The sequence below is a fragment of the Sorangium sp. So ce385 genome (assembly GCF_051474135.1).
Classification (GTDB): Bacteria; Myxococcota_A; Polyangia; order Polyangiales; family Polyangiaceae; genus Sorangium; species Sorangium cellulosum_D.
In genome coordinates, this window is sequence record NZ_CP150337.1 from 5,528,243 (window position 1) to 5,551,375 (window position 23,133).

17 protein-coding genes are annotated in these 23,133 nt (G+C 69.3%); 9 read left to right on the forward strand and 8 right to left on the reverse strand.

What is annotated here, in order from left to right; genetic code table 11:
• Positions 1-148 precede the first annotated feature (148 nt).
• From WME83_RS20065 to WME83_RS20080, 4 genes are all read right to left on the reverse strand, one after another.
• Positions 149-3,373 carry a glycosyl hydrolase 115 family protein gene (locus tag WME83_RS20065; protein ID WP_437320894.1) on the reverse strand — a complete coding sequence of 1,075 codons (3,225 nt, stop codon included), beginning with the start codon at positions 3,371-3,373 and terminating at the stop codon, positions 149-151.
• A gap of 418 nt (positions 3,374-3,791) precedes the next feature.
• A complete protein-coding gene (locus WME83_RS20070) occupies positions 3,792-4,358 on the reverse strand; it encodes a hypothetical protein (protein ID WP_437320895.1) in 567 nt (188 codons plus the stop codon).
• Positions 4,355-5,764, reverse strand: coding sequence for a M64 family metallopeptidase (locus WME83_RS20075; protein WP_437320896.1), 1,410 nt, complete (start codon positions 5,762-5,764; stop codon positions 4,355-4,357). Before WME83_RS20075 ends, WME83_RS20070 begins: the two co-directional genes overlap by 4 nt.
• A 296-nt stretch (positions 5,765-6,060) precedes the next feature.
• Positions 6,061-6,906, reverse strand: coding sequence for a LysR family transcriptional regulator (locus WME83_RS20080; protein ID WP_437320897.1), 846 nt, complete (start codon positions 6,904-6,906; stop codon positions 6,061-6,063).
• Positions 6,907-6,997: 91 nt separating this feature from the next.
• Here WME83_RS20080 and WME83_RS20085 point away from each other — a divergent pair, with 91 nt between their 5' ends.
• Positions 6,998-7,393, forward strand: coding sequence for a tautomerase family protein (locus WME83_RS20085; RefSeq protein WP_437320898.1), 396 nt, complete (start codon positions 6,998-7,000; stop codon positions 7,391-7,393).
• A gap of 510 nt (positions 7,394-7,903) precedes the next feature.
• Positions 7,904-9,604 carry a glycoside hydrolase family 5 protein gene (locus tag WME83_RS20090; protein ID WP_437320899.1) on the forward strand — a complete coding sequence of 567 codons (1,701 nt, stop codon included), beginning with the start codon at positions 7,904-7,906 and terminating at the stop codon, positions 9,602-9,604.
• A 197-nt stretch (positions 9,605-9,801) separates the two neighbouring features.
• On the opposite strand, the gene WME83_RS20095 is transcribed toward WME83_RS20090, so the two are convergent.
• A complete protein-coding gene (locus WME83_RS20095) occupies positions 9,802-10,626 on the reverse strand; it encodes an AraC family transcriptional regulator (protein WP_437320900.1) in 825 nt (274 codons plus the stop codon).
• 15 nt (positions 10,627-10,641) lie between these two features.
• On the opposite strand from WME83_RS20095, the gene WME83_RS20100 reads away from it, so the two are divergent.
• Complete coding sequence (locus tag WME83_RS20100) at positions 10,642-11,226, forward strand: aldo/keto reductase (RefSeq protein WP_437320901.1); 585 nt, start codon at positions 10,642-10,644, stop codon at positions 11,224-11,226.
• A gap of 193 nt (positions 11,227-11,419) precedes the next feature.
• On the opposite strand, the gene WME83_RS20105 is transcribed toward WME83_RS20100, so the two are convergent.
• Positions 11,420-13,225 (reverse strand): glycosyl hydrolase family 28-related protein, encoded by a 1,806-nt coding sequence (locus WME83_RS20105; RefSeq protein ID WP_437320902.1) that lies wholly within the window; start codon positions 13,223-13,225, stop codon positions 11,420-11,422.
• Positions 13,226-13,759: 534 nt separating this feature from the next.
• Between WME83_RS20105 and WME83_RS20110 the strand changes: the two genes are divergently transcribed.
• From WME83_RS20110 to WME83_RS20130, 5 genes are read left to right on the forward strand one after another with little or no spacing between them, the layout of a single operon-like run.
• The gene (locus tag WME83_RS20110; RefSeq protein ID WP_437320903.1) at positions 13,760-15,922 is read left to right on the forward strand and encodes an ABC transporter substrate-binding protein; all 2,163 of its coding nucleotides are present in this window, start codon (positions 13,760-13,762) and stop codon (positions 15,920-15,922) included.
• Positions 15,919-16,887, forward strand: coding sequence for a branched-chain amino acid ABC transporter permease (locus tag WME83_RS20115; RefSeq protein WP_437320904.1), 969 nt, complete (start codon positions 15,919-15,921; stop codon positions 16,885-16,887). Before WME83_RS20110 ends, WME83_RS20115 begins: the two co-directional genes overlap by 4 nt.
• Positions 16,887-17,657, forward strand: coding sequence for an ABC transporter ATP-binding protein (locus WME83_RS20120; RefSeq protein ID WP_437322018.1), 771 nt, complete (start codon positions 16,887-16,889; stop codon positions 17,655-17,657). Before WME83_RS20115 ends, WME83_RS20120 begins: the two co-directional genes overlap by 1 nt.
• Positions 17,632-18,345: an ABC transporter ATP-binding protein gene (locus tag WME83_RS20125; RefSeq protein WP_437320905.1), complete on the forward strand. Its 714-nt coding sequence runs from the start codon at positions 17,632-17,634 to the stop codon at positions 18,343-18,345. The genes WME83_RS20120 and WME83_RS20125 overlap by 26 nt, the downstream gene beginning before the upstream one ends.
• A 46-nt stretch (positions 18,346-18,391) precedes the next feature.
• Positions 18,392-18,955, forward strand: a complete 564-nt coding sequence (locus WME83_RS20130) for a DinB family protein (RefSeq protein WP_437320906.1) — start codon at positions 18,392-18,394, stop codon at positions 18,953-18,955.
• Here the strand turns inward: WME83_RS20130 and WME83_RS20135 are convergent.
• Complete coding sequence (locus tag WME83_RS20135; protein ID WP_437320907.1) at positions 18,952-19,773, reverse strand: phytanoyl-CoA dioxygenase family protein; 822 nt, start codon at positions 19,771-19,773, stop codon at positions 18,952-18,954. The genes WME83_RS20130 and WME83_RS20135 overlap by 4 nt on opposite strands.
• A 459-nt stretch (positions 19,774-20,232) precedes the next feature.
• Between WME83_RS20135 and WME83_RS20140 the strand changes: the two genes are divergently transcribed.
• Positions 20,233-21,429 carry an endo-1,4-beta-xylanase gene (locus tag WME83_RS20140; protein WP_437320908.1) on the forward strand — a complete coding sequence of 399 codons (1,197 nt, stop codon included), beginning with the start codon at positions 20,233-20,235 and terminating at the stop codon, positions 21,427-21,429.
• Between the two features lie 134 nt (positions 21,430-21,563).
• On the opposite strand, the gene WME83_RS20145 is transcribed toward WME83_RS20140, so the two are convergent.
• Positions 21,564-22,745 (reverse strand): vWA domain-containing protein, encoded by a 1,182-nt coding sequence (locus tag WME83_RS20145; RefSeq protein ID WP_437320909.1) that lies wholly within the window; start codon positions 22,743-22,745, stop codon positions 21,564-21,566.
• Between the last annotated feature and the right edge of the window lie 388 nt (positions 22,746-23,133).

Sequence of the window (23,133 nt, forward strand, 5' to 3'; positions counted from 1 at the left end):
AGGTCGCTCCCGGTAGCCCTGTTTGCATGCCGCCACCGGCGCCGCTCCTTCGGAAAATCGTCCTGAGGCCGCTGGCACCTGCGCCGGGGAGGGCGGCGCGATCCTGCATGTCGCGCGGTGTCCCTCGCCGCCGCGCCCTCGCGCCTCGCTACCGCGTCGCGCGGAAGCTCTCCGGCGGCCCCAGGTAGCTCGGCTTGAGCCCGCCCGTGTCCACCACCAGCTTCTGCACAACCACGGTCGGGTCGACCATCCAGAGCTTCAGCACGTGCGCGCCGGGCTGAGCGATGGTGTGCGTGGTCGACGTGCGGCTCACGTTGTCCGACGTGTTCCGCTCCCACGACTTGTTCATCGGAATGCCGTTGAGCGCCGTCGTGACGTTGACGATCTGCGGCTGCCCGTCGTCGATGGACACCGCGTACTTCAGGCCGTCGGTGCGCAGCACGTTGTTCCTCGGCGACAGGTACGCCCAGACCGTCACCTTCCCGGTCGTGAAGAGGTGGATCGTGTACTCGAGGCGCGGGCTGTCACCGCCGGGCGTCTGCCTGGCCGCGGTGACCGGGAAGGGCGTCATGCCCCCTGCCGTCCGGCCGATGTCCGGGATGAGCTGCCACGAGATCGGGTCGGCGCTCACGGCGCGGGTGAAGTGCTCGGCCTCGATCGAGACGTACCCGTTGCTCTCCACGAACCCCTCGATCGCCTCGCGGCTCACCTCCGGGTTCTCGACGACCGCCTGGACGACCACGGTGCGCCCGTTCGACGCCGTCACCGTGATCGGCACCTCCGTGGTCCCCTGGGGCGCGGCCGCCCAGTCCACGCTCACGGTCGCGCGCACTTCCTTCTCGATCGTGCCGTTGTTCGGCGAGACCTTCACCCAGGGCACCGACGGCTCGATCTGATAATCGAACGGCTCCTGACCGCGGTTGAAGACCTCGATGTACTGGGCCGGCTGGGTCTGGAACGGGGTGAACTCGGGCAGCACCGCGGGCGTCCGCTCCGCGGGCCAGACCTTGTCGGACCCGTCGATCGCCACGCCCATGTCCGCCGCGCGCGGCACGTTGATCTGCTTGAGCTCCGGCCAGATGAAGTCCTCCAGCAGGGTGCCGTTCCTCTCCGGCTGCTGCCAGCCCGAGTCCGGATACGGCCCTCCGTAGCCGATCTTGGGCTGCGTCTGAAAGCCCTTCCACTTCCCGCCGGCCAGCGCATTGTTGTAGTAGTCCGACATCGCCTTGTCGTCGGCGAGCCGGGCCTCGGCGGTCGCGGCCATGTCCTTCGTGGCGGCGCGCCCCTGGGCGGCGTAGAGGATGTTCTTGAACCCGGCCAGGCGGAGCTCGTACAGGTTGGCGCTGGCCTTCACCTGGTAGAGCACGAGCTGGTAGTAGGCGTCCCGGTACGCCTCCGGCAGCTCCTCGTCGATCCGCGCCGCCTCGGCCGCGAGCGCCTGCCACTCCGCGACGACCCGCTCCGCCTCGCCGTAGTGGATCAGGCTGAAGGGGCTCCCGTCGGCGTACACCACGGCGCTGTCGGGGTTCGTGGCGATGTTGGCGTTCGGGTTGAGGGTGATGACCCGGTTGAGCAGCTCCGGCTTCCGGCGCGACTGGAGCCTGGAGTACATCGTCAGCACCTCGGCGATCTCGGCCGCGTGCTTCGGCCCGAACTGCTGCGCCGCCCACTGCCGCTCCCACACGGGCAGTCGCTCGATCGGCCACCGCTCGGGGTTCCACGCGTAGTCCAGGAAGAACTCGAGCGGGTGCTCCTCGTTCTTCAGGTCGCCCACGTTCACCACCCACAGCCGATCGACGCCGTACCGATACGACAGGTGGAGCTGCTCCCAGATGTTGGGGAGGAGGTTCGTGTCGATCCACTTGTAGTTCCGGCCGCCGCCCACGTAGTCGAAGTGGTAGTAGAGCCCGTAGCCGCCCGACCGCTCGGGCGCCGAGGGGTCGGGCAGCTCGCGCATGTTGCCCCAGTTGTCGTCGCACCAGTTGATGATCACGTCGTCTGGCGCCCGCATGCCCTCGTCCCAGAAGCGCTGGACCTCCTTGTAGAGCGTCCAGACCTGCGGGATGGTGGTGACGTCCTTGCCCGTGACGTCGGCCAGGATCTGCCGCTGCGCCGCCACGATCCGCTGCATCAGGTCGATGTTGCCGCCGTCGTCGATGGGCAGGTCGCCGTTGCCGCGCATCCCGACGGTGACCACGCTCTCGTAGTCCTTCATCCGCTTGATGCTGTCGGTCCAGTACTTCTTCAGCGCCTCCGTGTTCTTGTCGAAGTTCCACTGCCCGTTGCCGCCGTACCGGCCCCCGGACTGCCCGTAGCGATCCCACTCGTCCTGCGCTCGCATCATCGGCGCCTCGTGCGAGGTCCCCATCACGACGCCGTACTCGGCGGCCAGCGCCTGGTTCTCGGGATCGTCGTCGAAGAGCGACCTGCCCCACACGGCCGGCCACAGGTAATTGGCCTTGAGGCGGAGCAGCACCTCGTACACCTTGGCGTAGAGCTCGTGGTTGAAGCCGTTCGGGCGGCTCGTGTTGGGCGCGGGGCCGAACGTGTTGCGCGCCCAGGTGCCCAGGGCGGGGTTCTCGTCGTTGATGAAGAAGCCGCGGTATTTCACCTTCGGCTCCCCCTGCGAGTAGCGGCCGGGCAGGACGTACAGCTCGCTGTGCTGGTGCGCCGGGACGTCGTCCCAGTAGTGCCAGGGCGACACCCCGATGTTCCGCGAGACGTCGTAGGCGCCGAAGATCGTCCCGCGCTGGTCGCTGCCCGCGATCACGAACGCACGGCGGACGCCCGGCGCCGGGTCGTTCACGACCTGCAGGAGGGACGTCTCCCAGCGCCCCGCGATGCCGGCGACGTCGAGCTTGTTCTCGCTCACCAGCTGGTCCACGAGCTTGCTCTTGCCCAGGGTCCCGATGATCACCACGTCCTCCGACGCCGGGATCGCGTCGAGCGAGACCGCGGGCTCGACCTGGGTGACCCGCCCGATGTCGGCCTTGAGGTCGCTCACGACCCGGATCACGCCCGCGTAGTCGCTCGAGCTCACGACGAGCGGCGCGGCCTTGCCGGCGGCGACCAGGGGGAATCTGTCGGACCCCGGCTCGAACGCGACGTATTTCTCCGGATCCTCCGGGTGCGGCGCCGGGTCGTCCGGCCCTCCCGGCCCTCCCGCCTGTCCGTCCGGCCCTCCCGCCTGCCCATTCGGGCCACCCGCCTGTCCGTCCGGCCCTCCCGCCTGCCCGCCCGGCCCGCCGGTCTGCGCGCCTGGATCGCCGGGCTCCGGCGACGCGTCGTCCGATCCCGAACAACCACCCCCCAGCACGGACAACACGGACAAGGAGAGCGGCAGTACCCCGCAGAGGATCCCCATCCGCACCATGGGACTCCAGGCGGCCCCGAGCGCGCCGAGCGCCCGTCTGCCTGGAGCGGCGCACGGACGATGGGCGCGCCGGCCGCGCGTGACCGCTCGGTGGAATCGCGTCGACGTATCGGCCCTGCAACGTTCTTCATCGGCTGTCATATGCGGCCTTTCTCGGCTGTTCATGCGAATGGACGACCCTCGGCGCATGCGCGAGGTGCGCTTGCGCGGCAGAGACACGGACGCGCAGCTCCTTGCGACCACGAGCTGCAGCGGAGGACGCAGACATCCCGTCTGCCCATGGCATTTGCGGCTGCGCGGCGCTGCGCAGCGCTCTGGTCAGCCTCAGAGATTCCCGGACCGTGCCGGTCCGATCACGCCTGACGCCGCGGGCGCGGCGCCCTTCGGCCCGTCGTGCGCCAGCTCGGGCGGGCGTCCTTCAACCACCTTCGAGGCAGATCGCGCGCACGAAGCGCCGCACGGTCGAGGCGCGATGCTCGGCATAGTAGCCCTCCGCTGCCGCTCTCGACGCCTCGCCGGGCGCCTCGAGGCACCCCGCGATGATCTCGTAGCCGTCCTGCAGCCGGCTCGGGTCCCCGGGGTGCGTGCGACGATACTCGTGCACGAGCGCGCGCATGCGCGCGCCGTCCCGCGCGCTCATCGCGTCGTTCAGCAGCGCGAGCAGGCCGTTTTCATGCTGCATCTCGAGGTGGCGCGGCGTGACGGGGTGAGGGTGAGCGGGGCCGTCGTGCCGGTCGTCGGGGCTCGGCCCGAGGACCGGCAGGTCGCCGAGCGCCGCGGCGGGCTCGGCGCTGGCGGCCAGCGCGGGCGGCGCGCTCGTCGTGGGGCGCGACGCCGCCTCGCGCGGCGCCTCCTCCTGCGACGCTCCCTGCCGGGACGAGGGCAGCCCTCGTCCATCGGGCGCCCGCGAGCGACCGACGAGCCATAGCGCCGCGCCGAGGAGCACCAGCGCGGCCACGCCCCAGCGCCCGCGCGTCGACCTCATCGAATCGTCACCGTCCACGTCACCGTCTCCTGCGAGCGGGGCCAGTTGTCGCGACCCCAGCAGGGGTCGTAGTACCTGGGGTCGGTCGACGGCGGCGGGTCCAGGCACTCTCCGCTGCGGTAGCGCACCCACTCTTCGCCGGCATTGTCGTAGGCCCTGGCGACGATCGTGTGCGTGCCCGGAGCGAGGCCCGCCGCGGCGACGTTGTAGACGGGGCCGCCGTCGGTCGCGATCACCTCGCCGTCGAGCGTCCAATCGACGCTGATGACCTCGGGATCGATCACGTTGACCGCGAGCGTCGCCGGGTCGGTGACGGCCCCGGCGGGCGGATCGGCCGAGTCGACCGGCTTGACGCGCATCCAGATATCCATGATCATCTTCTCGCGCGAGACCGGGTTGAAGCTCGTGTTCTTGTGGCCTCCAAACAGGCTGTTCATCATCGAGTTCGACGACGCGCGATATTGCCCGCCATCGACGTAGCGGCTGCCCACGAAGGTGCCCTGGAGGCCCGTGGCGTCGGCGGCGTCGTAGCCCAGCCACTTGTCCCATTTGCCGGCCGTCGTCGTGCAATCTGCCGTCGAGTTCACCTCGACGTACTCGGTGCCGCTGCCGCCGCACGTGTTCGCGCCGCAGCCCGAGCCCGTCGCCTTGGCGCAGTACTCGTCGGCGAGCTGATGAAAGCCGTGGCCGCCCTCGTGCAGGGCCGCGCCGGCAGCCTCCGGGTGCGCGCCCGACCAGAGCATCCAGGAGGAGCCCGTGTTCCACCAGCGATCGTTGTTCAGCACGATGGCGTGCCAGTCGACCTCGAAGTCGTCAGGGAGGTTCGCCGCGAGCGCCGCGTCCGCCGCGCGGGTATCGCAGTCCGCGAGGCGGCTCTCGTCGTCGCCGGTGCACCCGAGCACGCCTGGGACGCCGTTCGAGGGGCTGACCAGCTTGATGGCGCAGATGTTGACGAACTTGCGGTATCTGCCGTACGGCTCGCCGATCGGGCTGCTGAAGCGCAGGGCCATCGCCGCCTCGATGTGCTCGAGGTACGTGGTGTTCACGGCCTCGGCGTCGTAGCCGTCGCCGACGATGACGTAGTTGACGCGGTTCTCGGGCGGGCCCGCGCTCTCGATGGCCACGCCGTTCGTGCCGCAGTCGAGGACGTAAGCGGAGCCGCCTCCGCCATCGCCGCCGGGCACGAAGGCTCCCCCGGCGCCCGTGCCGGCCGAGCCGCCCTGGGCCGCGCCGCCCGAGCCTGGACCGCCGGCGCCTCCGGCGCCGCCCCCCGCTGAGCCGCCGGCCGCGAGATTGCCGCCCTCCGACGTGCTGCCGCCGTCGGTCGTCGCGTCGCTGTCAGGTGCGTCGCCGCAAGCGCAGAGCGCCACCAGGCATGAAACGCGCAGGATCCAGCTCGACTTCATCGATTTAGCCTCACGATTCCTCGCCGGTGGTACCCATCGCGCCGTCGTCGATGAAAAGGTCCGAGCGCGCATCCACCCATCCAGAGCGACGCGCCAGACGACCCCCTTCGAGGCCGGAATGTGAACGTTAACATGGCCGGTGTCAACGGCGATCGGCCGGCCCGCGGCGATATCGAGCCGATACAGGAAAACGCCCATTGGTTCTCCTCTCGAGCGCCGCGTCAAGTCAAGAAGAGGGTGCCGTGTCACGCCGGCCGGGGCGCCGCGCCCGCGAGGAGCGTCGGGCCAGCGAGGCGTCAGGCCGCCTTGGCCCAGGCCGCGAGCGCGCCGAGCAAGCGCTGGAACCCGGGCCGGGACAGCCCATAAAAGGAGAGCCGCCCGGGGGAGCGCCAGCGCCGCGCGTCCTGCTGGGCCAGATTCACGAGGTCGGGCGGTACGGCCGACGCGTTGAGGCAGCCCACGCCCCAGCCTGCGCGCACCGCGGCGACCGCCGCCTGGCTGCCGCTGCAGGTGAGCCGCACCTCGTGGGATCGGCCGCCGCGCGCGAGCGCGCCGAGCGCCATCGCGCGCACGGGGCAGTCCGGCCCGAGCAGGACCAGCGGGACGGCGCCCTCGGCCGGCGGTCGAACGCCGGCGCCGACCACCCACGCGAGCGGCTCGCGGCGCAGCAGGCGGGCGTCGGGGAGCGGCTCGCTGGCGGTCACGACGACCGCATCCGCCTCGCCGGCCTGCCACCGCCGCTGCAGCTCCGCCGAGCTCGCCCACAGGAGCTCGAGCCGGGCGCCGGCCGCTTGATGCTCCAATAAGGCGAGCAGCGCCTGGAGCCGGTGGGGAAGGAAGTACTCGCTGATCCCGATGCGCCACACGGCCTGCTGCGGCGCGGGCTTCAGCGCGGCCTGGGCGGCGGCCTGCAGCTCGAGCAGGCGCTGCGCGTAGGGCAGGAACCGCTCGCCCTGCGCGCTCAGGCGCAGCGAGCGGGTGGTGCGCTCGACGAGGCGCGCGCCGAGCGCGGTCTCGAGCTGGCGCAGGTGCGTGCTGACGGCGGAGGGCGTGCGGTGCACCTGCTGGGCCGCGCGCGCGACCGCGCCGCTGGCGGCGATGGCGACGAAGCTCTGCAGCCAGAGCGGCTCGAGGTGATTCATCAGAATTTCTGCCGAATAGGATAAAATTGTTCTGCTTCTCTGCGGAATGATGGCGACCTAGAATGAGGGCGTCAACTCGAAAGGAGCCGTCATGCCCTATATCCATATCCAGATCTCGGGACCCGCCGACGACGCGCTCGCGCAGCGGACCGCCGCCGCGGCGAGCGCGCTGACCGCGCAGATCTTGCACAAGGACCCGTCGCTCACCGCGGTGGTGATCGACTTCATCGAGCCCTCGCGCTGGTTCGTCGCCGGTCGCGCGCTGTCGCAGCAGGGCGCGCGCTCGTATCACTGGATGGTCAGCATCACCGACGAGACCAACACCAAGGCCGAGAAGGCGGCCTACCTGAGGGCGGTCCACGAGGCGATGCGCGAGCTGCTGGGCGAGGTGGCGGAGCACTCCTACGTCCACGTCGCGGACCTGCGCGCCAGCGCCTACGGCTACGGCGGGCTCACGCAGGAGCACCGCTACCAGCGCCCCGCATGACGGCGCAGCGCACGCCGGCGGCCCCCTCGCTCGCCCGCCGCGCGCATTGACACGCCGTTTCCCAGGGTTTGACACAGAGCATCATGGTGTCGCGAAACCTTGACACAAAGCATTATGACGGCGCGTCGAGGCCTGGAAAAATCGTGGCCGATCCGAAAGTCAAGCGCCGCGAGGCCAGGGCTGTAGGGATATCCCTGCTGCGTGCGCTCGTCGGATCGATGAGGCCATGAAGAGATCCACCCCCGTGGGAAAGCGACACTCTGTCGATAATGTTCCAGCCATGCCCGCATGGCGGGGCACATCCCATCTTGACCCCTTGTTTTATGGCGGGTAGTGTACAGCCCCGGTTGGCAACCCGTCGGTGTTGCCTGTCTGCGAATTCTGCACAGGGTCGACGTCGAGCGCGACCAAGCCTTGAGATTGAATTGGCTTGCGGTTGAGTCACGGGGGCGTGGACGCTCGAAGCCGTGTACCGTGCGCTGAGTTCGGGCTTAAAGAAAGAGCGGAGCTATGAGAATCCGAGGAAGCCATATCTTCTTGTGTTCCTTTTCCATCGCCGGCCTGCTGGCCATCGGCTGCGGCGGTGACAGCTCGAGTGGGTCCAGCGGTGACACCACGGGCTCCGGCGGCGCGGGCGCGAGCGCGGGCGTCGGCGCTGGCACCCCGACGAGCAGCGGCGTTGGCGCTGGCACCCCGACGAGCAGCGGCGTTGGCGCTGGCACCCCGACGAGCAGCGGCGTCGGCGCTGGCACCCCGACGGGGTCGGGCGTCGGCGGCGGCACCCCCGGGGGCCCCACGCCGGCGACCGATGACTCGCCGCCCGGCAGATTCCGGGTCAACCCCGAAGGCCGCCTGACGATCGACGGCACGCCGACCCAGGTGCGCGGGGGCAACTGGTTCGGGCTCGAGGGACAAGACGACCTCGAGCGTCCCGGCGCCATGGAGCTCTTCATCGGGGCGATGTGGTGGGTGGAGAACGCCAGCCCGCGCACGATCGAGCAGACGATGAAGGAGCTCACGAGCTCCGCTCTCAAGTTCAACACGATCCGGCTCCCGATCGCGCCGCAGACCCTGAACCCCGACCACCCGGACGGCGACTACAGCAAAACCTCGCCCCGGATCAGGAACAACAACGAGAAGGTCTACGGGTACCCCAACGCTCGTAAGGCGCTCGAGGACTTCCTCGTCCAGGCCAGCAAGAACGGCCTGAACGTCATCATCGGCATCCACTCCTGCTCGAACCACCTCGGGTGGCGCGCGGGCAGGCTCGACGATGCCCCGCCCTACGTGGACAGCGAGCGCGAGAACTACGACTACAAGGCGGACGCCTACAACTGCACGATGGGCGACGACGCCTACAACATGGAGAAGTGGCTCGCGGACATCCGCACGATCGCGCAGCTGCCCAAGGATCTCGGGATCAACAACGTCATCGGCATCGATTGCTTCAACGAGCCGTGGAAGTACTCCTGGGCCAAGTGGGCGGATATGGCCAAGGCGTGCTACGACGAAATCAAGAAGGTGAACGACGACATGATCGCCGTCGTTCAGGGCGTGTCCGGCAGCTACCAGCCCGAGGGCGCCTCCGGCCTGACGCTGGAGCCGGAGCCCCACGGCGATGAGAACCTCAACCCGAACTGGGGTGAGAACTTCTACGGGCAGCGCACCTACCCGATCCAGATCCCCAAGAATCGGCTCTGCTTCTCGCCCCACACCTACGGGCCTGCCGTGTTCGTTCAGAAGCAGCACGTCGATCAGTCCCAGGCCGGGTGCGCCGGGCTCGAGGACGAGGAGGCCGCGAAGGCCAAGTGCGGGCTGGACATCGAGCGGTCCAACCCGGCGGCCGTCGAGCGGCTGACGAAGCAGTGGGACGAGCACTTCGGGTTCCTCCACGACGAGGGCTTCTGCGTGATCACCGGCGAGTTCGGCGGCGTGAAGGACTGGCCGAAGAACGAGATGGATCCGGGGCTGGCCCAGCTGTGGGCGCACTTGCCTGCCGGCAAGCGCTACGACTGGGAGTGGCAGAACATGTACACGGATTACCTGATCAAGAAGGGGATGACGGACTTCACCTACTGGTCCATCAACCCCGAGTCGGGTGATACGGGCGGCATCTACGGCCACAAGTACACCGACGCCGACAAGACGGGCTGGGGCACCTGGACCGAGCTCGACAAGGAGAAGGTCGATATGCTGGCTCGTCTCAAGTAGACCGAGCCGCAGATCGTGACGACCGCCCGCAGGCCTGGCCTGCGGGCGGTTTTTCTTTGCGGCCAGCGCCGGTGACCGAGGTCTCCCGGGTCTCCCGGGCGTTCAGCCCTGGAGCGTGGCGAGCGCCGCCGCGCCCTCGGTCGCGAGGTTGCCGGGCAGCACCGCGTCGACGGTGATGCCGAAGCCGGCCGGACGCGTCACTCCGCTCGCTGCTCGTCGAGCCGATGCTTCCGGCGGTAGCGCCCCGGCGACACGCCCATGACGCGCCGGAACACCTTGCCGAAGGAGCTCTCCGACTCGTAGCCGACCGCCGTCGCGATCGCCGCGAGCTTCATCGGCCGGCTCTCGCGCATCATGCTCGCGGCCCGCACCATCCGCCACTGCGTCAGGTAATCGAGCGGCGTCTCCCCGACGAGCTCGCGAAACCGCGCGGCGAACGCCGAGCGGGACATCGAGGCGACGCGCGCGAGCTCCGGCACCGTCCACGCGCGGCCCGGCGCCTCGTGCATCTGCCGCAGCGCCTCGCCGATCTGCGGGTCGGCGAGCGCCCGGAGCCAGCTCTGGCTGCCGTCCGGGAGCGACGCCTGGATGCGCGCGCGCATCGCCTGGACGAAGAGCACCTCGGCGAGCCGGTCCACGACCGCAGGCGACCCGGGCAGGCCCTGCGCGATCTCGGCGGCGATGAACTGGAGGGTCGACTGGAACCAGGGCGCCGCGTGCGCGTCCGAAGCCGTCAGGTGCAGGATCGGCGGAAGGTGCCTGACCAGGAGCTCGCTCTCGGGCGAGGCGAAGGTGAAGCACCCGGCGACCACGGTGACCGGCGCGCCGCCGCCGCCGTGCGCGATCAGCCGCGACCGGTAGAAGGCCTCCGGCGGCGTCACGTCATCTGCGGCGCGCAGGCGCGCCCTGGGGCTGCTCCGGAGCGAGTACGCCTCGGGCGCGGGCAGGAAGACGAAATCGCCGCCGACGAGCGGCACGAGCGCCTGCTCGTCGACGCCGAGGAGGCAGGAGCCGCGGGTCACGATGAGGCCATTCACATGGACGACGGCGTGACCCCCATCGACGAGATCGTCCGCGGGCTCGAAGACCTCGTGCGGGCCGGCAAGATCGTCTACGGCGGGCTCTCGAAGTTCCCGGCCTGGCGCGTCGCCGTGGGCGTGAAGGCCGGCGATCTCCGCGGCGCTTCCCCCATCGCCGCGATCCAGGTCGAGTACAGCCTGCTCCAGCGCACCACGGAGCGCGAGCTCCTGCCGATGGCGGATGCGCTGGGCCTCGGCGTGATGGGGTGGTCGCCGATGGCCGGCGGGCTCCTGACCGGCAAGTACCGGAAGGGAGAGCGGGGCCGCGCGACCGATCTGAAGGCGAGCGTGCTGCACGACGAGCCCGCGCGCCACGACCCCGTGCTCGACGCGCTCACCGCCGTCGCGGACGAGCTCGGCGCGAGCCCGGGTCAGGTCGCCATCGCCTGGGCGGCCGCGAAGGGCGTGATCCCCGTCGTCGGGCCGCGGACCCGCGCGCAGCTCGATGAGAACCTCGGCGCCGCGGCGCTCGCGCTCGACGACGCGAGCCTCCGCCGCTGGACCAGGTCAGCGCGGTTCCGCTCGGCTACCCGCACGAGCTGAACAGCCACGCCGAGCAGCGCGCGGTCATGACAGGGAACCGGTGGGAGCAGATCGACTTCCCCGAACGGACCGTTGCGTGACGGATCGATGAAGGCGCGGAGGTCACCCGGGCGGACGCGCCCGGGCAGGTGAGCGGTCATTCCGGCGCTTCATCTCACGGGGTCTCCGAGCGATGCGCGCGGGCAGGTGTCACTCAGTCATAAGGGCATACCATCGAATGTGGCGCGCTCGTTCCGTCGTGCAGGAAGACGTCCGAGTAGACAATGTCCTCCGGATAGAAGAGCACCTCCGCGCCTGGTGGGCCCGACAACCAGCATTGCCACTGGATGGACTTCGATTGCCTCCCGCGCGAGGTGCAGAACTGCGGCAAATAGCCGTCGTCCTGCCCGAACTCGCCTCCGTTGATCGTGACGTCACTGGCATGAATCATGATTCCAGGGTAGTCGCCCTCTTCGGGGGTCAAAGCGTTGTTGAAGATGATCGGGTTCTCCAGGGTCACGGTCCCGACCCGGAGCGCGCTCGCGGGCAGCGTTCCCTTCGACTGCAGGTACACGCCGGAGTATCCATTGCCCCAGGACCAGAGGTCCAGGAGCTCCACATCGGTCCCCGCCTGGATATGGACACCATAGCTCCCGTTGTAAGCGGACCTGACGCCCTCGAGGCGGATCTTCTCCGGGCGCTTATCCGGGATGGGGCTCGCCATCATGACCCCAGAGCCGCCGTTGTGGTGAAAGTAGCTATCCTGGACCACGACATTCCTGGGCCTCGTGCTAGGATTCGAGTTCTGGGCGGCGATCCACAGCCCGTGCCCGCCAACTGCGGGAAGGCCATCGCGCGGATGAATCAGGCTGTGGTGCACCTCGCAGTTTCGCACGGTCACATTGGAGGTGATGATCTTGATCCCGGCTGCTCCGACGGGGCCGTTGATGTTTCTGATCTCGCAGTTCTCCACGTAGGTGTGGGGCGTGGTCTCGGTGCCGGTGCTGACCGTGGACAGGTAGATGCCGCCCTTCGGTACGCCGTCCACGATCACGTTCCGGATCGCGCCCCAGGACCCCAGGCCGAAGGTGATGCCATCCAGGTTGGGTGGCTTGCACTGAGGCGGCTGAGGCAGCTTATCGGGGAGGGGAGCGTACCGCATGATGATGTTCTCCACCTCGCAATTCGAGCAGCTGTTGACTCGGATGCCGCTGTTGGCCTGGACCCAGGGGCCATCCGTGAGCCTGATCTGAAAATTGCGGATCCAGACCCTCGAGACTCCAGACTTGTTGACCTGGATCGCCCCGGGAAACTGCTCCGGATTGCAGGGGACCGCCACCAAGGTCGCGGTCCCGGGATCGCCAGGGGCGGCGTTCGGAGACAGCTCCGGCCCCTCCAGGGTCAGATCGCTGTGCTCAGGTCTCAGCGGCGTGCGCAGCACGTAACGCCCGGCAGGGAAGTACACGGTGTGCCTGGTCGTCGGCTGCGACATTGCGCATTCGATCGCCCTCGAGATGGCCAGGCTGTCATCGACGTCGTCGCGTTCATCAACGGCGGGATTGGCGGAGACGTCCGCTCCGTCCGGTCGCGTCACATTCACATAGGGCAGGACATTGACCACGCCATCCGTGACAGACCCTGCCACACAGCAGTTGATACCCGTGTCAACGTCCGTGTTGCCGATCCTGTCGACGCCGCACCCGTTCCGATCCTCGTGCAGCTCGAGGGTTCCCACGCAGACCTTGCTGGAGGGGCAAAAAGGTCCCGTGCAGCGCGGCGGCGGATCTGGGACAGCCGTGAGACACTCATCGTCGCTGTCATCGTCTTTCGTGAATGGATCCTCGTTATACGGGGCATCGAGGCTGCACAAATTGAAGTCCTCGTCGCTCTGCTCCGCCGGAGGGTGATAGCCCCAAATCGCGCCGGAGCTGGCCGTGGACGCTGCCGCCCCGGCCGGCGCGGAGACGAGCGCGAACAGGCCAACTAGAAATGTCTTCGTGATCCGCCGCGTCGACAGCATACGTTTCCTGTTGTTGGTCGAGTGTGGGAACTCGGTTTTCCGAGCCGCCGGGGAGCAAGAACCGCACCACCAGGTCGGCCTGGTGCGCCGGGTGGCCGACGAGACGGGGGCGCGTGCGCGCCCCGAGGAGGGTTGCCGGAAGCATAGGGGCTCGTCGGCGAGCCCAGCTGCCCATCGAGCGATGCGAGCCCAGGCGGACCGGCGACGAACAGGCGGGCCGTTCCTCTGCCGGTGCCAGCGTGCCAGCGTGCCAGCGTGCCAGCGTGTCAGCGCGGCGGGACCCGACCCCGTGGCCCAGCAACGTGAACCAGGGCGCGCCCCCGCGCCGGCGACCCCAACCTGGGTCGGGTCGCTGGGGTCGCTGACCTGGGTCGGGTCGCTAAGGCCGCTGGCCGTGCCCTGACGACCAGCCTCGCCGGTCAGACCCCGGCGGCGCGGTGCGCGTCGGAGCGCGCACGTCATCTGGCGGCGTGCGGCGCCGCGCGCCGCCAGATGACGTGCGCGCGCCCGGACGCGGGGGTGTAGGATGCCGCGATGCGGAAGGTGGTCCTGTTCTTTCTGACGCTGGCGGCGATCGCGTGGAGCGCGCCATCGCCCGCGAGAGCGCAGCCGAGCGCGCTCGATCGGCAGGGGACGACGCCGGCCCCCTCGCGCACGGCCATCGTCGGGTTCACCGCGTCGCTGACGGGGAACGTGAACGTCGAGTCGACCCGGCAGACCAACGGCATCAAGATGTGGGTGGACGACGTCAACAAGGCAGGGGGCATCCGCCTCGCCGACGGCAGCGCCGTCACCGTCGATATCCGGTTCTATGACGACGAGAGCAACAAGGATCGTGTCCAGCAGCTCTACACCCGGCTGATCAACGAGGACAGGGCCGATTTCCTGATCAGCCCGTACAGCAGCGGATTGACGGACGCCGCGGCCGTCATCGCCGAGCAGTACGGCCGCGTCATGGTCACGGCGGGCGCGTCGTCGGACTCGACGCATGACAAAGGCTATTCGCTGGCCTTCATGACCTACACGCCCGCGAGCCGCTACCTGACCGGCGCCTTCGACATCCTCGCCCACCTCGATCCGTCGGCGAAGCGGGTCGCGATCGTCCACGAGCGGGACAAGTTCTCCACGGACGTGGCCACGGCCGCGAAGAGCCACGGCGAGGCCAAGGGGTACGAGGTCGTGCTCTTCGAAGGCTACGCCACCGGCACCACGGACTTCGCGCCGTTCATCAACAGGCTGCCCGGCGACGTGGACGCCATCATGGGCGGGGGCCACTTCGCCGACACGAGCACCTTCGCCAGGCAGCTCGCGGAGAAGGGCATTCACGCCAAGTTCATCGCGCTGCTCGTGGCGCCGCCGGAGCCGCGGTTCGGCGAGCTCGGCGCGGCGGCGCTCGGGGTGATCGGGCCGAGCCAGTGGGAGTCCACCGTGAAGTACAGCCCCGAGGCCGCGCGCGCCGCGGGCCTCCCCTGGCACGGGCCCTCGGTGGACGACTTCGTCGCCAGGTACAGAGAGCGGTTCGGCGATACGCCGTCGTACCACGGCGCGGGGGGCTACGCCGCTGGCCTGATCCTGGAGCAGGCCATCGCGCGGGCGGGGTCGCTGGAGACGGCGAAGGTCAAGGCGGCGCTCGACGGCACGGACATGCTGACCTTCTTCGGCCACACGAAGTACGACACCAGCGCGAAACGGCACGGCCGCCAGGTCGGTCACGAGATGGTCTACATCCAGTGGCAGAAGGACGAGCAGGGGAGGCTCGTCAAGCGGGTCGTCTGGCCCGAGGACGCCAGCACGGCCAAACCCCTGTATCCAGCCCGCGACCAGGCGGCCGCGGGCCCGAGCCAGCTGCTGACGTCGCTCGTGGACGGGCTCATGCTCGGGTTCGTGTACGGCCTCGCGGCGATGGGCATGACGCTCATCTGGGGGATCCTGCGCATCATCAACCTGAGCCACGGCGCGGTCATCGCGCTCGGGATGTTCGCCAGCTACTTCCTGTTCACGCACCTCGGCGTGAACCCGTACGTCGGGCTGGTCGCCGTGGCCGCGGCGGGCCTCCTGCTCGGGCTCCTGATCTACCCCGTGGCCGTGCACCGCGTGGTCCACGCGCCGCACCACCTCACGACCCTGCTCGCGACCTTCGCCGTCAACATGATCTTCATCGGGCTGGGCACGGCGCTCCTGACCACCACCCCGCGCAACATCGACTACTCCCTCGGCACGGCGCGCCTCGGTCCGGTGGCGCTCCCGGGCACGCGCCTCATGGCGGCCCTGATGGCCATCCTGGTCGCGTCGGCGCTCACCTTGTTCCTGCGTCGGACGCGGCTCGGCAAGGCCATCCGCGCGGTGGCGAGCAACCGCGCCTCGGCGGAGCTGATGGGCATCCCTTCCTCTCGCGTGCTGGCCCTCAGCTTCGGGCTCGGGACGATGCTCGCGGCGGCGTCCGGCGCGCTCATCGCCACGTTCTTTCCCTTCACCATCCTGAGCGGCGAGTCGTACCAGCTCAAATCGTTCGTCATCGGCGTGCTGGGCGGCCTCGGCAACCCGATTGGCGCGCTCGCCGGAGGGCTCTTGCTCGGCATGCTGGAGGGGCTCATCCCCATGTTCCTCCCCGTGAGCTGGGTGCCCGTGGTGGAGTTCGCCCTCTTCGTCCTCGTGCTGCTGCTCCGCCCGAGCGGCCTCCTGGGAGCCCGCACATGAACGCGCATCGACGCCCCGCCTTCTGGCTGACGCTCCTCCTCGTCGCGGCGCTGGGCGCCGTCCCGCTCGCGACGCGCGGCGACACGCTGCGCGAGGCGATGTTCACCCTGCTGATGTTCGTCACGCTCGCCTCCAGCCTGAACCTCTTGCTCGGGTACACGGGCTACGTGAACTTCGGCCACATCGTGTTCTTCGGGCTGGGCGGGTACACCGGCTTTTACCTCCTGAGCCAGCGGGGCGTCTCGCTCTACCTCGCGATGCTCGCCGGCGGCCTCGCCGCCTCCGCGCTGGCCGGCCTGCTCGGCCTCGCCATCCTGCGCCTGCGGGGCGCCTACTTCGCGCTGGCCACGATCGGGATCAACGAGGCGGCGCGGGCCTTCGTGAACAACGTCTCCCTGTTCGGCGGCGCGACGGGGCTGTCGATCAACTTCTCCGTGTACGGCGAGTACGGCGGCCCGTCGAGGGCGCTGTGGCTCACGTACGCCCTGCTCCTGTCGGTCACGGTGGTGGTGGTCGCCGTCAGCTTGCTCGTGAAGAGCTCGCGCTTCGGCCTCGGCCTGCTCAGCATCCGCGAGGACGAGGACGCGGCGCTCGTCATGGGCGTGAACGCGCCGCGCCTCAAGACGCTCGCCTACGTGCTGTCGGCGTTCTTCCCGGGCGTGGCCGGCACGCTCTACTTCTTCAAGAACGGCAACGTCGAGCCGGGCGACGCCTTCCGCCTGCACACCTCCATCGAGACGCTGGTCATGGTGATGCTGGGCGGCGCGGGGACGGCGCTCGGGCCGATCCTCGGGGCGGCCGCGTACGATCGCCTCCGCAGCTTCCTGCTCACGACGCCGCTCTTCAAGGATCTCCACCTGGCCTTCGCGGGGGGCGTGCTCCTGCTCATCGTCCTGTTCGTGCCCTCCGGGGTCGTCGGCTGGCTGCGCGCGCGCCTGCCCCGCGCGCGGGGGGTGCTCGAATGATGCTTCAACTCCAGGGGATCGCGAGGCGCTTCGGCGGCCTGCAAGCGCTGAGCGACGTCACGTTCGGCATCGCGGACGGGGAGATCCTCGGCCTCATCGGCCCGAACGGCGCGGGGAAGACGACGCTCTTCAACGTGGTGAGCGGCGTGCACCCGCCGGACAGGGGCCGTATCGTCTTCCGCGGCCAGGACATCACCGGCCTCCCGCCGTACCGCGTGGCGCGCCTCGGGCTGGCCCGCACGTTCCAGATCGTGCGGCCGCTCCACGACCTCACCGTGCGCGAGAACGTGATGCTCGGCGCCTGCTACGGCCGCGAGCGCCACGGGCGCGGCGCCGCCGCCAGGGTGGCGGACGAGGTGCTCGCGCTGGTGGGCCTCGGCGAGCGCGCCGCGCAGCTGGCCGGCAGCCTGAACGTCGCGCAGAAGAAGCGGCTGGAGCTGGCGCGCGCCCTCGCGGCCCGGCCGTATCTGCTGTTGCTCGACGAGGTCCTCGCGGGGCTGAACCCCGCCGAGGTCGGCCGGATGATCGACATCATCCGCCACATCCGCGCGCAGGGGGTCACGATCCTGATGATCGAGCACCTCATGCAGGCCGTGATGAGCCTCTCCGATCGGATCGTGGTGCTGGACTATGGCAAGCTCATCGCCGAGGGGGAGCCGCGGGAGGTGGCCGCGGATCCGGGCGTGATCGAGGCGTACCTCGGCGACCCGAAGCTCGGGCGAGAGCTCTTGGCAGGAGGCTCGGATGGCGGCAGCGCTCGAGGTGACTGATCTGGTCACCGGCTACGACGAGGTGCAGATCCTGTGGGGGGTGAGCCTGCGCCTCGAGCCGGGGAGGCTGACGGCGCTCGTGGGCTCGAACGGGGCGGGCAAGACGACGCTCCTGCGCGCCGCGACGGGGCTCTTGCCCGCGTGGAGCGGCTCGGTGGTGTTCGCGGGCCACGACGTGACGCGCCTCCCCGCGCACGCCCGCGCCGCCGAGGGGCTCGCGCTGGTGCCGGAGGGGCGGCAGCTGTTCGCCGACATGACGGTCCTCGAGAACCTCGAGCTCGGCGCCTTCTCGAGGCGGGCCCAGCCGGGCTTGCGGCGCAACCTGGAGCGCGTGTTCGAGATGTTCCCGCGCCTCGCGGACCGGCGCGGCCAGAAGGCGGGCACGCTGAGCGGCGGCGAGCAGCAGATGGTCGCGGTCGCGCGGGGGCTGATGGCCGAGCCGAAGGTGCTGATGCTCGACGAGCTGTCGCTGGGCCTCTCGCCCCGGCTGGTGCTCGATCTCTTCGAGTCGCTGCGCCGGCTCAAGGCCGAGGGGCTGACGATGCTCCTCGTCGAGCAGAACGTGGCCATGGCCATGGCGGTGAGCGACTACGCCTATGTGCTGGCGGAGGGGCGCGTCCACCTGGAGGGCGAGGCGAGCGAGCTGGCGAGGAAGGAGGAAGTGCGGAGGGCCTATCTCGGGCTGTGAATCCCCTCGATGCTCGGCGGGCGGGCGGCCGTGCTAGGCTGGGGCGATGAGACGCGACAGCCCTGAGGCCCCGCCTCCGCCCGTGGCCGGCGAGGCTCGCGGCTACTTGGTCCGGCAGCTCGAGATTGCGTGGCAGCTCACCAGCTTCCACCTCGACGGGCTCACCACCGAAGAGTGCTTGTGGCGCCCTGCTGACGAGGGATTGCACGTTCGTCGGACCGACGATGGAACGTGGCGCGCCGACTGGCCGGAGCACGAGGGGTACGATCTCGGCCCGCCGAGCATCGCCTGGGTGACGTGGCATCTCGGGTTCTGGTGGTCCATGGTGCTCGACCACTCGTTCGGCGGCGGAGCCCTCGCGCGCGAGGACGTGACCTGGCCTGGCGACGCCGACGGCGTGCGCGCGTGGCTCGACGGGCTTCAGGAACGGTGGCGGGCGGCGGTCGAGCAGGCCACCGACGACGACCTGCGCTCGACGCGGCGGACGCGGTGGCCTTTCCAGGACCGGCCGTTCGGCGACGTCGTCGCGTGGGCCAACGTCGAGCTCACGAAGAACGCCGCGGAGCTCGGCTACGCGCGCTTCCTCTACGCACGAAGGCCGCGCGGTTAAGGGGCGGGCTCGCGCGTCCGGTCCGGAGGGATGGCCGCTGCGCCGTTCAGCGCGAGGCGGATGGCTTGCTCGACGGGGGAATAGTCGCCGCGCTCGCGTTCGAGCGAGAGCGGCTCGGTCGGGATCAGGGGAGGCTGAGCCATGAAGCGCGGCCGCGCGCCGCGGTGCGGCTGCGCAGCGTGGACCAGGAACGGGTGGCACAGATAGACCGTCCCCGCGTCGCCCGTCGCGAGCACCTGCGGCCGATGCGCCGTCTCCGCGAAGCCGTTCGCGGCCAGCTCACGCAAGGTCAACCCCGGCTCGCCGGCCGGCGCCAGCTGCCGCGCGATGTCGAGGTGCGACCCCGACCGGATGCGCGTCGGCGCGTCGTCCTCGCCGACATCCGAGAAGAGAAAGAGCATGAGCAGCGCGCGGCCGCGCGACCGGACGTTCGCGCGCCACTCCATGAAATCGGGGCTCTCGGTGCCGAAGCTCACGTCGATGTGCCAGCCCGCGTCCCCCGGGTCGAGGGGCGACGGGAAGCGGACGGGGAACGTGCCGAGGGCGGCGGGCGGCTGCCAGCGCCCGCTGCCGACCAGCTGATCGAGCGCCGCGCGGAGCACCGGGGTGTTCGCGGCCTCGGCGAAGGGTCGCTGGCCGTACTGCCCGAGTCGAACCACCGGCTTCGTCCAGGTCCTCGGGTCGTCCGGGGTCATGCCTGTGTCGCGCCACAGGATGGCGCGGGCCTCGTCGGCCAGGGTCCGGGGGAACGCCGCGTCGACGCGGACGAATCCCTGGGTGATGAAGTGCTCGATCTGCGAACGGCTCAACTCGGTCACGGCGCGGACCACCTTGTACGGACCGTGTCGGCGGCGCAAGTCGGCCGGGAAGGACCCGTCGGGGCCGGCGACCAGCGCCCTCCAGCGCCAGCGAGCTCAACCTGCGCCACGACCTCCCGGCACCTCGACTTGGGTAGTGACAGCCGCCCCCCGTCCAGTCGGCTGCGGGCACCCCAACCAGGTTTCGGCCCGAGGTCATGTTCGCCTTCAGGTGCAAAGTTGCTGTGTCGGCGCAGGGGAGGGCAATGACACTGCATGTTTCTTCTCGAGGGAAAAACACCAAGCGTGGGCGTTTTCGGGCGAATGTCGCAGATCACTTCCATCGGTAGCGGGAATTGTAGGCGCCGGGCTCCCGGCGTGGGCATTGCTGAGCGTGTGCGCTCCGGCTCGCGTCGCAGTCGATCGGCTCTCCCGCTCCTGGAATCTCCAACCCCATCGCTCAACTCTCGGAAGTCCAACATGAACAAGAACCGCTCTTCTCGATGGCTGTGCGGCACGACGTGGATCGTGCTCGGGCTCGCGACCCTCTCTGGATGCTCCGACGGGGGCGATGGCGGCGAGGGGGGCGCGGGCGGTGAGGGGGGAGCGGGCACCATCACGACCACGACCACGACCACGACCACGACCGGCGCCAGCGCTGGCCCGACGACGAGCAGCAGCAGCAGCAGCAGCTCGACCGCCAGCGGCACCGGGGGGGCGGGGACGACAAGCTCTTCGACGACCGGCGGTTCGAGCGAGGGTGGCGGCGGGGCGGGCGGTGAGGACAACGGGGCCGGCGGAGGCGGCGGGGCCCCTTCCGCGAAGTTCGTCGGCAACATCACGACGAGCGGCGCCGTGCGCAACGGCTTCGCGACCTACTGGAACCAGATCACGCCCGAGAACGAGGGCAAGTGGGGCTCCGTCGAGAGCTCCCGCGGCCGTCGCGACTGGAGCAAGCTCGACGCGATCTACAAGTACGCGAAGGACAACAACATCATCTTCAAGCACCACGTCTTCGTGTGGGGCAGCCAGCAGCCGAACTGGGTCGGGGGGCTCTCCGGGTCGGAGCAGCAGGCGGCGGTGCGGGACTGGATGAAGTCGTTCTGCGAGCGCTACCCCGACACGAAGTACATCGACGTCGTCAACGAGCCGCCGCCCCACACCACGCCCTCGTACAAGAACGGCATCGGCGGCGACGGCGCCAGCGGCTGGGACTGGATCGTGAACTCCTTCAAGTGGGCTCGCGAGTTCTGCCCGGGCGCGGTCTTGATCCTCAACGACTACAACAACATCGAATACGAGAACGACCACAACAACTTCGTGCGGATCGCGAGGGCGGTCATCGACGCGGGCGCCCCGGTCGACGCGCTCGGCGCTCAGGCCCACGACGCCTACAAGATCAACACCAACACGGTCAAGGGCTACATCGACAAGCTCGCCGCGCTGGGCAAGCCCGTGTACATCACCGAGTACGATATCGGCATCGCGGACGACAACCAGCAGAAGAGGGTGATGGAGGAGCAGTTCACGATGTTCTGGAATCACCCCGCCGTCCCGGGCATCACCTTGTGGGGCTACATCGTCGGCACCACCTGGCGGGACAACACCGGCATTCAGCATTCGAACGGCACCATGCGGCCGGCCATGGCCTGGCTCATGGAGTTCCTGGGTCGCTGATCCGCGCGAGCTCCCTCCGCGGAGGGAGCTCGTCGAAGCTCGATTCACCCGCCGCGCGTCCGCCGTGACCGGATCGCCTGGCCGGCGAAATCCCTGGAAGGGATCGCGCCGGCCAGGAACCCTTACCGATCAGATCACAGCGGCACTTCGATCACGTCTTCGCAGGTGAAGTCGACGCCCAGGGACACTTCGACCTGGGCTTGCACCACGGCGCACGTGTCGTCGCAGAGCACGATCGCGGTCGGGTTCGCGGGATCGTCGTAGCGCCATGTGCCCGCGGCCGCGCAGGTCTGATCGTACACGAGCGACGTCGGGGTGTTGGTCGTGGCGCTCGTGTATTTCACGTCGACCTTCTGCTTGTCGAACGTCCTCCCGTCGGGGGGCGGCGGGATCGGGATCGTGCACGAGACCGCGGCGCCGCGGATCTCCTCGACGGCCGCCTTGAACGCGGCCGTCGTGTCCGCCGCGTTGCCGGTGTCGATGATGAACGCCTCTCCTGTATCGCCCGCCGTCGCGATCAGGCGCAGGTTCTCATCGAGGCTCGGGGGCGCGCCTTCCACCGGCGGGCTGTTGACCCCGATCACGAACGTCGAGATGCCGGCGGCGCGCGCCGCCTCGACGCGCTCGACGACGGCCTCGATCGAGTTCGACTGGCGGCATTGCTCCGGATAGCCGTCGGTCACGAGGACGATCGCGTATTTCCCGGGGTTCACCTGGCGTTGCTCCTCGATGTACGCGGTCGTGCCTTCGAGCACGAACGCCGTCGGCGTGCCGATGCGCCAGCTCCGGTCGTCCTGAGGCGTGACGGCATCGATCGCCTCACCGAACGCCGGAGACGGCAGCGGGGTCATCGCGACGTCCGGCGCCACGTACGTGCTTGCGTTGCACATCTGTCCGGCGCCAGGGAAGAACGTGAGCGACGCCCGGAACCCGGCCGAGGCGGGATCCACGAAGAATTGCTTCGTCGCGGCGACGACGGGATCCCACTTGAGCGACCGATCGCGCCAGGGCACGTCGTTCGCGCCCATGCTGCCCGACACGTCGAACGCGAAGGCGAGGTACACCTGCTGGAACCCGGCCTGGGAGGTCTCGGTGGCGCACGCCTGCCCTGCTGCCGTCGAGCCGCCGCTGCTGGCGCCGCTTGCACCGGAATTCCCGCTTGAGCCCAGATCGTTCCCGCTGCCAAAGGTGTCGTCGTAGCCGGTGCCGGTGCCGGCGCCGTCGCCGTTGCCGGTGCCGGTGCTGTTCTGGGAGCCTCCGTCACCCTCGCCGCTGCCCGGAACCTCGCTGCATGCGGCGCTGGCCAAACTCACCATCGACAAAGCTATGGCCATCGTAGGCAATCTCATAAATCCACTCCTCTTCGAGCGCGTGCCAGGTGCGATACGCCGGCCCGACGCACATGAAACGAGAGGCCTCCGGAGGCGGAATTTTGCACGATCGCGCCTCGCCGGAGCCCCGGGATCGATGGGGAGTATAATCGATGATGCCAATCTTTGCGCGGGATACGGTCTGAAAAGTGGTTGCGTCGTACTGCGACGATCACGGCGCAATGCGGCGAGCGCGCATGGTCTCTGTCGTCCATCCAGGCTGCACGCGCGGCGCTGCGGATAGAGGATCAGCGATCCGCCCTCGTGAGAATGCGACGATCCATTGACATTCGATCGGCACACCGATGGACGATCCGACCGAGGTCGGGGTCGC

Coding starts and splice junctions, on each gene's coding strand:
- WME83_RS20145 (WP_437320909.1), bottom strand. CDS start 22,745: ATGGTGAGTTTGGCCAGCGCCGCATGCAGCGAGGTTCCGGGCAGCGGC.
- WME83_RS20105 (WP_437320902.1), bottom strand. CDS start 13,225: ATGCTGTCGACGCGGCGGATCACGAAGACATTTCTAGTTGGCCTGTTC.
- WME83_RS20140 (WP_437320908.1), top strand. CDS start 20,233: ATGAACAAGAACCGCTCTTCTCGATGGCTGTGCGGCACGACGTGGATC.
- WME83_RS20120 (WP_437322018.1), top strand. CDS start 16,887: ATGCTTCAACTCCAGGGGATCGCGAGGCGCTTCGGCGGCCTGCAAGCG.
- WME83_RS20080 (WP_437320897.1), bottom strand. CDS start 6,906: ATGAATCACCTCGAGCCGCTCTGGCTGCAGAGCTTCGTCGCCATCGCC.
- WME83_RS20070 (WP_437320895.1), bottom strand. CDS start 4,358: ATGAGGTCGACGCGCGGGCGCTGGGGCGTGGCCGCGCTGGTGCTCCTC.
- WME83_RS20075 (WP_437320896.1), bottom strand. CDS start 5,764: ATGAAGTCGAGCTGGATCCTGCGCGTTTCATGCCTGGTGGCGCTCTGC.
- WME83_RS20110 (WP_437320903.1), top strand. CDS start 13,760: ATGCGGAAGGTGGTCCTGTTCTTTCTGACGCTGGCGGCGATCGCGTGG.
- WME83_RS20100 (WP_437320901.1), top strand. CDS start 10,642: ATGGACGACGGCGTGACCCCCATCGACGAGATCGTCCGCGGGCTCGAA.
- WME83_RS20090 (WP_437320899.1), top strand. CDS start 7,904: ATGAGAATCCGAGGAAGCCATATCTTCTTGTGTTCCTTTTCCATCGCC.
- WME83_RS20065 (WP_437320894.1), bottom strand. CDS start 3,373: ATGGTGCGGATGGGGATCCTCTGCGGGGTACTGCCGCTCTCCTTGTCC.
- WME83_RS20130 (WP_437320906.1), top strand. CDS start 18,392: ATGAGACGCGACAGCCCTGAGGCCCCGCCTCCGCCCGTGGCCGGCGAG.
- WME83_RS20125 (WP_437320905.1), top strand. CDS start 17,632: ATGGCGGCAGCGCTCGAGGTGACTGATCTGGTCACCGGCTACGACGAG.
- WME83_RS20085 (WP_437320898.1), top strand. CDS start 6,998: ATGCCCTATATCCATATCCAGATCTCGGGACCCGCCGACGACGCGCTC.
- WME83_RS20115 (WP_437320904.1), top strand. CDS start 15,919: ATGAACGCGCATCGACGCCCCGCCTTCTGGCTGACGCTCCTCCTCGTC.